The 12570-nt window shown below is 70.3% G+C and carries 6 protein-coding genes; 5 read left to right on the forward strand and 1 reads right to left on the reverse strand.

Annotation, left to right across the window (positions count from 1 at the left end; all coding sequences use genetic code 11):
* Nucleotides 1–30: 30 nt before the first annotated feature.
* Entirely contained in the window at nucleotides 31–2712 is a 2682-nt protein-coding gene (locus ACFW1A_RS30905) for a glycosyl hydrolase (RefSeq protein ID WP_380414606.1), read from the reverse strand.
* 390 nt (nucleotides 2713–3102) lie between these two features.
* Between ACFW1A_RS30905 and ACFW1A_RS30910 the strand changes: the two genes are divergently transcribed.
* The 5 genes from ACFW1A_RS30910 to ACFW1A_RS30930 all read left to right on the forward strand — a co-directional run bounded on the left by ACFW1A_RS30910 (nucleotide 3103) and on the right by ACFW1A_RS30930 (nucleotide 12427).
* Nucleotides 3103–5766, forward strand: coding sequence for an Ig-like domain repeat protein (locus ACFW1A_RS30910; RefSeq protein WP_380414596.1), 2664 nt, complete (start codon nucleotides 3103–3105; stop codon nucleotides 5764–5766).
* 172 nt (nucleotides 5767–5938) lie between these two features.
* Nucleotides 5939–8053: a CHAT domain-containing protein gene (locus ACFW1A_RS30915; RefSeq protein WP_380414598.1), complete on the forward strand. Its 2115-nt coding sequence runs from the start codon at nucleotides 5939–5941 to the stop codon at nucleotides 8051–8053.
* Nucleotides 8050–9519 carry a hypothetical protein gene (locus ACFW1A_RS30920; RefSeq protein WP_380414600.1) on the forward strand — a complete coding sequence of 490 codons (1470 nt, stop codon included), beginning with the start codon at nucleotides 8050–8052 and terminating at the stop codon, nucleotides 9517–9519. Before ACFW1A_RS30915 ends, ACFW1A_RS30920 begins: the two co-directional genes overlap by 4 nt.
* Nucleotides 9516–10478, forward strand: coding sequence for an SIR2 family protein (locus tag ACFW1A_RS30925; RefSeq protein WP_380414602.1), 963 nt, complete (start codon nucleotides 9516–9518; stop codon nucleotides 10476–10478). The genes ACFW1A_RS30920 and ACFW1A_RS30925 overlap by 4 nt, the downstream gene beginning before the upstream one ends.
* On the forward strand, nucleotides 10475–12427 hold the full coding sequence (locus ACFW1A_RS30930) for a hypothetical protein (RefSeq protein ID WP_380414604.1): 1953 nt from the start codon (nucleotides 10475–10477) through the stop codon (nucleotides 12425–12427). The genes ACFW1A_RS30925 and ACFW1A_RS30930 overlap by 4 nt, the downstream gene beginning before the upstream one ends.
* Nucleotides 12428–12570: the final 143 nt, after the last annotated feature.

Genomic DNA, 12570 nt, shown 5'->3' on the forward strand with positions numbered 1-12570 from the left:
GGCACCCCGGTCATGGTCGGCGACGGTGCGTCAGCCCTGCACGTTGCCGTCCTCGTCGCCGCGCCCGTGGCCCAGGCGGCGCAGGTCGAAGGACCAGATGCCGCGACCGTGGGTGGCTGCGTAGAGGTTGCCGTCGGGGCCGACCCGCAGCTCCATCACGGTGGTGGTGGGCAGGGCCTTGCCGAGCACCTGCCACTCGCAGTCGCCGGGGGCGCGGTAGAACGCGGCCAGGTCGGTGCCCAGGGCCAGGCCGCCGTTCGGCAGCACCCGGATGCTGTCGGCGGGCACGTCCGGCAGGTTGGCGCTGATGTCGGTCCAGTTGGCGCCGCCGTCGTGCGACTCGAAGACGTGGCCGATGCCCGCCCCGGGGCCCTCGGTCCACGCGCGCGAGAAGCCGCTGATGGTGACGTACACGTGCTGGGCGTTGGCCGGGTCCACGTCGAAGCCGGAGACGTACCGGTTCGGGAGGGTCCCGTCGACGGGCAGGTTGAGCTGGTGCCAGCCGGTGCCGTCCGCGTTGCCGGTGGCGATGCCGCGGGTGAAGCCCTGGTTGTTGCAGGGCCCGCACCAGCCGGCGTAGACGGTGCCGCCCGAGGCGACGACGGCGGTGGCGAGGTGGCCGGCGCCCAGGTCGTAGGCGCTGGTCCACTCGCTGCCGCTGCGGATCGCCCAGCCCTTGTTCTGCACCCAGATGTGCTGGCCGCCCGCGACCCAGCTGTTCGGGTTCTTCGCGTCGGCGGCGATCGGGGCGATGAACCGCGCGGCGCCGGAGTCCTTGTCCGGCGGGGCGACCTCGTACTCGGTGGCCTTCGACGGGTCGGTGGTCCAGGCGCCGTTGTTGACGCCGCAGTCCTGGGTGACCCACATGTCCAGGTTGGTGTACTCCTGGGCGATGTTGCAGCCGTTGTTCGGGTCGACGATGGTGTCGCCGCCGTCGCCGCCGAAGTTGGATCCCATCACCTTGTCGCGGGCGCGCAGGACGGACTGGCCGTTGTCCTGCAGGCCGCCGCTGACGACGTAGCCGTGGCCGGCCGGGTCCTTGCCGACGCCCACCGAGTAGTACTGCAGGGTGTCGATGGTGCCGTCGTTGAGCGAGGTCCAGTCAGTGGCGTGGCCGGAGGCGTCCGTCGCGCCGTTCAGCGGGCGCTTGTAGATGCCGCCGTCGTTGCCGACGAAGACGGAGGTCTGGCCGTGGTAACTGCCCACCGCGACCGCGTGCTGGTCGGAGTGGGTGGTCTGCGAGCAGTCGCCGGTCTGCTTGGTCGGGTCGATCGACCAGCAGGCGAACCCGAAGTTCCAGTAGGGGCCGGGGGTCTTCCAGCTGGCGCCGCCGTCGGCGGTCTCGAAGACCTCCTCCAGGCCGGCGTAGAGGTGGTCGGCGTTGTTCGGGTCGACCTGGAGGAACTGGTTGTACCAGGACTGGATGCCCGGCTCGTAGCCCGCGCTGGTCAGCGCGGAGCCGGAGCCCATCAGCTTGTCCTTGTCCGCGATCAGCGTCCACGGACCGAACGGGGAACCGGACTTGGAGACGTAGATGCCCTGCAGGCCGCTGTCCGGGTTGCTGGTGAGCAGCGTCGGCGACTGGTCGATCGCGTAGTAGCGCGAGCCGTCGGCGGAGCGGGCGAAGGTGACGTTGCCGACGCCGCCGGCTCCGGTCGGCAGGTCGCCGAGCGAGCTGACGCGCTGCCAGCTGCCGTCCGCCGCCTTGCTGTAGAAGCCGTTGTAGGTGTCGCCGCTGCGCCAGCCGACCGCGAGCAGGACCTTCGACGGGTCCTTGGGGTCGATCGCGATGTCGTTCGCGATGTTCTTGTACGGGGCGCTCGGGTCGGCGGCCATCGAACCGCCCGGCAGGTAGTCCGGGTTCGGTGCGAACTCCAGGTGCCACGGACCGGACAGGTCGCTGCTGGAGTGGCTCCACACGCCGCGGCTGGTGGCGGCCCACACCTTGCCGCCGGCGAAGCGCAGCGCGTGGATGGTGGTGGACTCCAGCTCGGCGCCACCGACCCGGTTGCCGGGCTGGAAGGTGCCGTGCTTGGGGTCGGCGAGGACGTAGACGCCGGTGCCGACGTAGGAGGTGGCGCCGGTGTTGGCCTCGCCCGTGGCGTACCAGAGTCGGCCGGAGCCGTCCAGGCCGAGCGCACCGGTGGAGAGCGACGGCAGCTTGTCGGAGATCGACTCCCAGTGGCCGCCGCCGCTGCGGGAGCGGAAGACACCGCCGTTGGCGCCGCCCGCGTAGACGTAGCCGTCGTTGTCGGCGGCTATGCCGGTGATCCGGCCGGTGACGTCGCCGGAGCCGCCGCTGGAGTTCGAGTTGACGTCGCGGTAGCGCGGGTCGTCCGAGTTGTAGGGCTTGTTGGTGACCTGGTCCCAGGTGCCCGAGGTGTGGTCCATGGACTGCAGCTGGGACCAGGCGGCCCCGTAGGCGCCGGGAGCCACCACGCCGGGCGCGGTGCGGGCCTCGGTGAACTGGGCGGTCGACTCGGCCGAGTTCAGCGCGTCGTCGTCGCCGCCGCGGTCGATGCCCGCGGCGGTGGAGCCGGCGGTCGCGAGCGCGCTCTTGCGGCTGCCGGCCGGAGCCTGGTGGGCCGCGCGCTTGGCGGCGACGTCCGCCAGGTGGCGGACGTTGAACGGCAGCGCGGTGCCGGCGGGTGCTGCGGCGGCCTGGGTGGCGGCGAGACCGAGCGTGCTGATGAAGGTGACGGCGCAGATCATGAGCCGTCGCTGATGCCGGATGGGCACCTGGTAACTCCTCCCCGGTGACTGCCGGGCGCGCGGTCGCGCTGCCCGGCAAAGCTGGCTGAAGCCTTCCGGTTCGGCCGACGGCGGGGGAAGAACGATCACGTTGCGAAACGATAAAGATGACTCGGCCCGGTGCCCCTGACGCCGCATCACCATGGCTCGGCGCCAAGCCTCCCAGCACGTCCGCGCCGGGAGCGCGGCACCGCGACGGCTCGGGACAGCTCCGGCGGCGGGCCGGCCCCGATCCACCGAACGGCGTCATTCCGTGGGCGAACGGGTGGTCGATGCCGGTGTCGCGTGACCATCTCCCTCAGCTCCGTCACAGACTGTCACCACGCTGTGTCCGGACGAGAGGATCCACCGGTGGAACCCGTAAGACCTCGACCTTGGTCGCACCCGCTCGGGCGGCCGCTCGGTGCGGCGCTCGCGCTCGCCCTGGCCGCCGGCCCGGTGCTGCTGCCGCTGCCGGCCCGGGCGGCCGACCGGCCGTCGGCGCTGGCGGTGCAGGGCGGCAGCGACCAGCCGCCCGACCGGTCGCCGCGCGTCACTCCGACCGGCCCCCGGGTGGTGCGGCCCTCCGTCCGGGCCCCCGGGGCGTACGTCGTCGACGTGGACGCGGCCGTCGGCGCCACCACGGGCGGGGAGGCCTCCCTTGCGGTCAACCCGGCCAATCCGCAGCAGATCGCCATCACCCGGTTCACCTTCCCGTGGAACAGCAACTCCGACCTGGTGTACTCGACCGACGGCGGGGTCACCTGGACGGACGAGGCGACCATCCCGCCGCCCCCGGGCGTGGCGAACACCGCCGGCGGTCCGAACGACCAGACCATCGACTTCGGGCACGACGGCACCCTCTACGGCTCGTTCCTGACGGGTGGGAACCAGATCGTCACCGGCTCGACCACCGACCCGACCAAGGCCGCGTCGTGGAGCTGGAACAACCCGACCCCCACCACCACCCAGCTCACCAGCGCCGCCAACACCAACGCCGACCAGCCCTGGCTGATCGTCAACCGCGACCCGACCACCGCGAGCCAGGACGACGTCTACGTCGGCTACCAGGACTTCCGCGGCGGCGTCCCGCACGACCACGTGGCCGTCTCCCCCAACAGCGCCAGCCCCGTCAACATCACTCGCGACAACGCGGCCGGCACCGGCGCGCTCAGCGGTGGCGTCATCAACGGCGGGCTCCGGGTGGCGGCCGACCCGCGCAACGGCACCATGTACGCGCTCTACCAGCAGGGCGGCGGCGGCACCCAGCCGGAGAACGTCACCCTGATGCTCAACCGGTCCACCGACGCCGGCGCCACCTGGACCCTGGGCGGCAGCACCGACGGGATCGCCGTCTCCACGGACAACACCCGCCAGGGCAACTCGGGTTACAAGTTCGGCGGCGTGAACTCCCTGCAGGGCGGCATCGACCACGCCGCGGTCGACCCCACCAACGGCGACGTCTACGTGGCCTACGGCGCGGACGTCTCCGGCAACAACCAGATCCGGATCCGCCGCCTGACCGACAACGGCGCGGGCGGCATGACCGTCGGCGCCGCCGTCAACGTGTCCACCTCGACCGACGCGGCGCTGCCCTCGGTCGCGGTCCTCGGCGACGGCACGATCGGCGTCCTGTACCTCACCAACGACGGCACCAACGCCAGCGGCTTCCCCGAGTTCTCGGCCCACCTCGCCCGCAGCACCGACCACGGCGCCACCTTCGGCGACACGGTGCTGCAGTCGTTCACGACGGCCGTGGGCAACAGCGGCCAGCCCACCCAGCGGCTGTTCGGCGACTACGAGCAGCTCAAGGCCGTCGGCACCACCTTCTACGGCGCCTTCATCGGCAACCTGAGCGGCCTGAACCGGACCACGGCCCAGCCGACGGACACCGTCTTCTTCGCCGTCCCGCAGGTGACCAGGTCGACGCTCGCCTCCTCGGCCAACCCCTCGGTGTTCGGCCAGTCGGTCGACTTCACCGCGACCGTCGTCCCGGCGCCGGACGGCGGCACGGTGACCTTCAAGGTCGACGGCACCCAGCTCGGTACCCCGGTGGCGGTCGACACCACGACCGGGACGGCCACCTCCGCCGGCATCGCCACGCTCACCCCCGGCCCGCACACCGTGGACGCCGTCTACAGCGGTGATCCGAACTACGTGGGCGACACGGCGATGAGCCTCGTGCAGAACGTCGGCAAGGCACCGGTCGCCACCACCCTGACCTCCGCCCCCGACCCCTCACTGTTCGGTCAGCCGGTGACCGTCACCGACACCGTCTGCGCCACCGGCGCCAGCACCAACCCGACCGCACCGCCCACCGGAACGGTCACCGTCCGGGACGGGGCCACCCTGCTCGGCACCGGCACCCTCGCACCCGGCGGCGGCACCAACTGCGCCCGGGCCCAGGTCGGCTTCGCCAACCTGCTGCCCGGCACCCACACCCTCACCGCGCAGTACGGCGGTGACGGGAACTACCTGGCCGGAGGCCTGGAGTCGACCAGCCACACCGTGGCCTGCGCCAGGACCATCACCGGCACCACCGGCGAACTGTTCACCAGCGGCCCGAGCACCTGCCTGCTGGGCGCCACCGTCAACGGGACCGTGCACGACACCGGTGACGGCGCCCTGTTCATCAGCAACTCGACGGTCCACGGCGCCGTCCTGGTCACCGGTGCCACCCTGTTCGCCATGTGCGGCTCCACCACCACGGGCACCACGAGCGTCTCCGGCGCCTCCGGCTTCGTGGTCGTGGGCGACCCCGGTGACGACGGCTGCACCGGCAACCACGTCGGCGGATCCCTGCTGCTGACCAGCAACCACAGCGGCCTGGAGGTCATCGCCAACCACGTGGGCGGATCGGTCCAGGTCCAAGGCACCACCGGCACCGGCCCGTTCCCCGAGGACACCCGCGCCGAGATCGAGGGCAACACGATCGGCGGCTCCCTGTCCTGCGCCGCCAACACCCCGCCGCCCACCAACGACGGTCACCCCAACACCGTGACCAACTCCCGGCTGGGCCAGTGCTCAGCCCTGTAACCACCCGCTGAGCGCACAAGGAGGGGCCCGCCGGTGCGGGCCCCTCCTCGCTGCGCGGATCCGCGCACAACCAGTCACGCACAGCTAGCAAGCCGGGACCCGTTGACAGCCCGCGCGGATCCGTGAGGAACTGATAAAGGAAGCGAAATACCCCTATTGAGGGGATATCGACATGAGCGGCCCTGAGATCTCGATCGGGGCACTTCTCGACCGCGAGCCAGTGCCCGCCAACACGGCCGTGGTGGCGGCGGAGAGTGAATCGCCGCCTTCCAAGGTCACACCCAGCCTCACAGTGACGGTGGTATGGGGAGACTTGGCCCAGGTCCCGGCGGACGTCCATGTCACCGGGCACTACCAAGGAGTGGCACCGACCGCCGCCGAGCTCGCCCTCGACCGAGCGATCTCGGGAGAATCCCACCACCTGATCGCCGAGCACACCAGGCACGGCTGGATCAACGGGAAGCTCGGCGAAGTGCAGTACTTCCCGTCCAAGGGCGAGCCGGTCAAGCGCGCCGCGGTCGTCGGCATGGGGCAGGTCGGGACGTTCACCGAGCGTCGCGCAGCGCTGATGTACGAGTCCCTCTGGGCGGAGCTGATGACCCTGGGCGACGTGCGCACGGCGGCCACGGTGCTGATCGGCGCCGGCGCCGGAAATCTGCCCCTGGCCCAAGCCGCGCGGGCCCTCCTGCGCGGCCTGGCCGCCGCACCTCCCGTGGATTCAACGGAGTTGACCGAGGTGCTCGTGGTCGAGCAGGACCGGCTGCGCGCCGATCAACTCGTCAGGGCCTTATTGGCGGAGGCCGGCACCGTTCCCGGCGTCATCCATGTGACAGCGGACTTCCGCCCGGAGGCTGGTGGCCGACTCTCCCGGTCCTCCGCGACCGTGTACGCGGTGAAGGCACTCACCAGGCTCATCGACGGCTCGTCGACCGCGGGCGCAGCAGACAGGAGCGACCCGGACGAGGCGGGGCGCGCCGCCGCGATGGCGGTGGTCATGGACGGTGTCGACGCACCGATCCGCGACTCGCTGCGTGCGCACCTGGCCGACCTGGTCCAGACGGATCCCGCCGAACTCGCGCTGGCGGTCACCCAGGAGACGACGGACCGGGCCCTGCCGGTGCGCATCACGGTTCGAGGCGGTGAGGACGGCCTCTACTGGTCGGCGCTGACCGCGCTCGCCACGCTGCCGGAGCGGCGGGTCCCGGTCGACTGGGAGCTGCTGAAGCAACTGATCGACCGGCTCACCGAGCCGAGCCAGCAGGACACCGAGCAACTGCCGTCCCTGCTCTCCCGCCTGGTCGTGCCGGTCGACTTCCAACACCTGGTCGCCGACGAGTCAGCCGTGGTGCTGGACCTCGACCGGACGACTGCGCTGCTGCCCTGGGAGTTCCTCTCCGACATCCGCAAGGGGCTTGACGCGGGCGCCAAACCGCTGGCGGTGCGTACCCCCATCGCGCGTCGGCTGCGCACGGAGTACACGGGGGTCGGCCCGGAGAACGTGGCAGGGGAGATGCCGCGAGCGCTCGTGATCGGCGATGCGGGCGACGCGGCCCACCGGCTGGACGGTGCGCGGAAGGAGGCTGTGGAAACCGTCAAGACCCTCAAGAGCCTCGGGGTGCAGGTGACCGCATTCCTCGGGTCGCCGGACTCGGTCCCGTCCGAGCAGCCGGACTTCGGGGAACTGGACATCGAGGTGGCCACCCGCCTGGACACCCTGCGCGTCCTGCTCAGTTCCGGCTATGACATCGTCCACTACTGCGGGCACGGCGACTACGTACCCGGGGAGGGACGCCGGTCAGGCTGGCAGTTCGCCGACGGACTGCTCACGGGCCGCGAGCTGATGAACTTGGAACGGCCCCCGCGGATGGTGCTCGCCAACGCGTGCTGGTCCTCCAGGACGGGCACCGTCCCGGTCGGCGGGCGGACCGGTCCGGCCACCGAGGAGCGGCTGGCGGTGAAACCCGCAGCCCAGTTCGTCTCCACACTCGCGGACGAGTTCCTGCGCGCCGGCGTGGCCCACTACATCGGCGCCGCCTGGCGGGTGCCGGACCAACTGGCCGTCACCTTCGCGCGCCGCTTCTACGCCGTGCTGCTCAACCCGGCCGAGGGCGGCCCGGCACCTGTCGGCGACGCTGTGCGTGCCGCCCGGGAGGCGGTCTACGGGGAACGCGCCCACCAGGATGCCGGCTCGCATTACCTGCGCCACAGTGCGTGGGCCGCCTATCAGCACTACGGCGACCCGACGGCGAAGCTGATGCCCTCCGCAACCACCAGGAGGCTGCAGTGAACGCCAACCGCTTCGGCGACCTGGTCGTCCTGCTTCCCGGCATCACCGGCAGTGTGCTGCGCAGAGACGGCCGGGACGTGTGGGCGCCGACACCGCAGGCTGCGCTCACCGCCCTGCTCACCCTTGGGCGCTCGGTGGATCGGCTGGCCCTGGAAGGCGACGACTGGCAGGCCGACGATCTGGGAGACGGGATCGTCGCCTCCCGGCTGATGCCGGAGGCCCACCTGCTGGCGAACATCTGGAAGATCGACGGCTACACGGAGATCGAAACCTTCCTGACCCGGACACTGGGGCTGACCAGGGGGGACAACTACCGGCCGTATCCCTATGACTGGCGCCGCGACATCCGGGCCGCCGCCCGGCGGCTGCTCGTGGAGAGCCGTGGGTGGCTGAAGCACTGGCGGCAGAAGTCCGGCAATGATCAGGCCCAGCTCGTCCTGGTCGGCCACTCGATGGGCGGCTTGGTCTCCCGCTACTACGTGGAGGCTCTCGGCGGCTGGCAGGACACCAAAGCGGTGATCACCTTCGGCACACCGTTCTACGGCTCGCTAAACGCCCTGGAGTTCCTCTGCAACGGCCTGCGCAAGCGCCTGGGCCCGTTCCACACGGATCTGTCGGAGCTGCTGCGCTCGTTCACCTCGCTCCACCAGCTGGTGCCGGTCTACCGATGCGTGTACGGCACCGACGGCTCCCCCGGTACCCCGGTCATGCCCGCGGAGGCGCGGCTTCCGAACTGGCAGCCGAAGTGGAGCAGGGACCTGCTGTCCTTCCAGAGCGAGATGGAGCGGGCCGCCGCCGCCAACCGACAGGATCCGGCCTGGGCGGCCCACCCAGTCGTCTACCGTCCAATCCTCGGAGTCGGTCTACCGACCGGTCAGTCCGCCCACCTGGCCGACGGCCCGGACGCTCCGCGCGCGGTGGTCCGTCACTTCCGCGGCAGCGAGGACCAGGACGAGGGCGGTGACGGCACCGTCCCGAAGCTCTCGGCGGCGCTGTCGGGGAGCGAGAGCGCCAGCACCTTCGCCGCCCAGCCCCACGCCAGCCTTCAGACACAGAGGCCACTTCTCGATCACCTCAAGGGCGTTCTCGAATCCCTCGACGACATCTCGATCGACGACCTCCGGGGTGCCCGGGGCGACGACCTGCGGGAGGGCAAACCCGCCTGGTTCGGCTACCGCAGTGAGAACCTCTACCTCCCCGATCAGCCGGTCAGCGTCGAGTTGTCCCTGAACAATGCCGACGGCCGGAGCCGGCAGGACTCGGTAGCAGTCGAGGTGACCGTGAGCCCCCGGGCCCCGCAGGGCCGGCCGACCAGGCATTCGGTCACGGTCACCGGTTCCCCTTTGCCGATCGACCTGGGGTTGCTCACCCCGGGTGCCTACGACATCCGCGTCACGTCGGGACCGGACGTCGGAACGCTCAGCGATGTGCTGGTCGTTGGCGACCGAGAGGGGCCACAACCATGACCCCGGACCAGGACCCGCCCTACGGGTTGATCGCCGAACAGTTGCAGGATGGCCAAGTAGTGCCCTTCCTGGGGGCCGCCGCCTCCTTCGCAGGGATCCCCGAGGACCGTGAGGGCATTCTTCCCGACGCCGGAGGGCTCGCGAAGCGACTGATCACTGCATGGGGTGGCTACCCCGGCGGAACGGAGGCAGCTGACCCGCTCACCCGGGTGACACAGTTCTACGTAGATGCAGTCGCAAGTCGGCAGGACGTCTTCGAGCGCTTGAGGAAGCTGTTCTTCGAAGAGCAGCGCGGGCTCCGGCCGGCGCCAACCGCAGAGCTGCTGGCCAGGATCGAGCCGCCGGAGTCCAGCCCGTTCCTGATCATCACCACCAACTACGACTGCCAGCTCGAACAGGCGCTGGACGGCGTCGGCCGACCCTACGCCCTGGTCATCCAGGACAGCTCGCCCGACAGCGAGCACGACCTCCAGGTGTGGGAGAGCGGCCGGGAGCGGTTCGAAGGCATCGAAAAGGGCAGCGAGTTCGACATCACCAAGTACAACGGCAAGACACTGGTCTACAAGCTCCACGGCGGCTTCGCCCACCGGCTGGCCGAGAACCTCGACACCCTCGTGGTGACCGAGGGCGACTACATCCAGTTCCTCGCCTCGGTGACCATGGAGGCGGTACCCCCCAGGTCGATCGTGCGGCACATGCTGCAGCGCCGGCGGATGCTCTTCCTCGGTTACTCCCTCCAGGACTGGAACCTACGAGTCATCCTGTACAAGCTTCAACAGCGCCGGCTCGGCAAGGTCGAGGGCATGGTGAAGTCCTGGGGCGTGCGGAATCGTCTTGACCCGGTGGAGAGGGACTTCTGGGACAAGCGAGAGGTCCGGCTCTTCGACATGGACCTCGCGGATTTCGTGACGGAGCTGGAGGCGAGGCTGCAAGCGCCGGTCGGAGGCGGAACGAGATGACCACCGACGGGGCGATCCCCAATCCGTACGTGGGCCTGCGGCCGTACAGGACCGACGAGGAACATCTGTTCTTCGGCCGTGCGCACGAGGCGCAGATGCTGTTCGACCGGGTGTTCTCGACGCCACTGACCCTGGTCTACGCGCCGAGCGGGGTCGGCAAGTCCTCGCTCCTCCAAGCCGGGCTGGCACCTCAGCTCGAAGCCGACCTCTTCACGGTCGCGACCGTCGACTCGTGGAAGCCGCGGCTGGCCACCCAGTTGCAGGAGGTCATCGCCGACCGGTTCCCCAGCAAACGGTCGACCGACTGGTGGTGCGACACCCTGGACTGCTACGCCGAGGAGAGCGGGCGCTGCCCGGTGCTGATCCTCGATCAGTTCGAGGAGGCGTTGCGCTACCGGCTCGAGCTGGAGACGGTGTGGACCCAGCTCAGGGCGTTCGGGACCCGTTCGGGCCGGACGGCGCGGCTGGTGCTCGGCATCCGCGAGGACCACCTTGCCGGAATCGACCGCCTCCTGCGCGGGCTACCGATGCTGATCGAGAACGCGCTACATCTGGGACACATGACCCAGGAGGCCCTGCGGCAGGCGTTCGAGGGGCCACCGGCGACGCTGACCCCGCCGTTCACCGTGGAGGACGGCCTCTTCGAGGAGCTGATGAGCGACCTCCGCCGTCCCTATCCCGGCCGGCCGGAGGCCGATCCGGAGCCGGGCTACTTCCAGGTGGTCTGCCGAAGGCTCTGGGAGCTGGACCGGTCCAACCCGGACCGGCGGCTCACCAGTGCCGGCTACCGGACCGCCGGCAGAGCCGCTGACGTCCTCAGCCGCTGCCTGCAGGCGAAGCTCGAGGACGCGCTCCAACTGGACCACCGGCGGGTCTTCTACGCTGTCGTGCGGTATCTGGTCACGCCGACCGGCAGCAAGATCCCGCTCACCGTTGACGACCTGGTCGGGCTGGTCCGGCCACAGGACTTCACCGTTCAGAGCAGGTTGCAGCTCGGACTCGGTGACGACGAGGACAAGCGCCCTCTCGAACTGCCGTCGCTGCGGGCGCTCACCGAGCAGACCTTGGAGGCGCTCTGCGGTGGAACGGCCCTCATCCTGCGACGGGTCATGCGCGGCGACGAGGTCACCTACGAGCTGTTCCACGACCTTCTCGGCCGCGTGCTGCTGAAGTGGCGCGAGGAGGTCCGTACGGAGGAGGAACGCGACCTGGCCAGGGAGGTCAGTCCGCTGCGGGAGCTGCGCCAGCAGGGACGGGCCAGGCTCTCCCGTGCGGACGAAGTCCTGGGGACCGAGGACGAGCGAAAGCGGCGCGAGGCCGTTCGTGGCATCGGCGAGGTCATGCTCCGGTCGAACGTGCTCGACGACGAGGACCTCTACCACCGGGCCCGGCTGAGCCTGGAGAACTTGCGGGAGAGTCCGGACAGGTTCCTGCGGTCCGATGCGGCGCGCACCCTCGACCAGTTCGAGCTGCTGCTCGGCGAACGACGTGTACCGTCCTGGTCACGGGCCCTGCTGGCTGGCATCGGATACCTGCTCCTCAGTTCGGCCACCACCGGGCTCCTCTGCCTCGCAACCCGTGCCGTCATCCGCGCAACGACCACCCTGACCGTGCCCTGGCACAGCTATCTGGTCATGTTGACGCCGGTCGTCCTCCTCTGGGCGGGGATGTACCTGGCCGAGGGCTTCAACGACAACCTCTACACCCGGCCGGATCCCTGGCACCGAGCTCTGCGGGCCCCGTTCGAGCCCTACGTGCAGGGAATCGGTCTGTTCGAGGTGTCCTCCGGGTGGCCGTTCAACTTCCTGATCAGCATCGTGCCGGCCGCAGTCCTGGCGCCACTCTGCGCGCTGGTAGCACTGCCCTTCCTGTTCTGGTTCGGGCTGTTCGTGGCCGTCTTCACCTTGACCTCCCTGACGGCGTTCAACCTCGCGGTGATCATGCTCTGACCACACGGCTCCGCCGTGTCAGCGGTGCCCTCCCGAGGGCGGTGCCTGCCTGCAAGCCACCCGCCGGGTCCCCGCGCCCGGTTGTGCCGGGCGAGCGCGCCCGCCGCCCCCCCCCCCCCCCCCCGCCCCCCCGCGGCCGCCCC

Source organism: Kitasatospora sp. NPDC058965, from assembly GCF_042741245.1.
Taxonomy (GTDB): Bacteria; Actinomycetota; Actinomycetes; order Streptomycetales; family Streptomycetaceae; genus Kitasatospora.

Excerpts from the sequence above, each read along its gene's own strand:
- ACFW1A_RS30905 (WP_380414606.1), bottom strand. The coding sequence starts at position 2,712 with ATGATCTGCGCCGTCACCTTCATCAGCACGCTCGGTCTCGCCGCCACC.
- ACFW1A_RS30925 (WP_380414602.1), top strand. The coding sequence starts at position 9,516 with ATGACCCCGGACCAGGACCCGCCCTACGGGTTGATCGCCGAACAGTTG.
- ACFW1A_RS30930 (WP_380414604.1), top strand. The coding sequence starts at position 10,475 with ATGACCACCGACGGGGCGATCCCCAATCCGTACGTGGGCCTGCGGCCG.
- ACFW1A_RS30915 (WP_380414598.1), top strand. The coding sequence starts at position 5,939 with ATGAGCGGCCCTGAGATCTCGATCGGGGCACTTCTCGACCGCGAGCCA.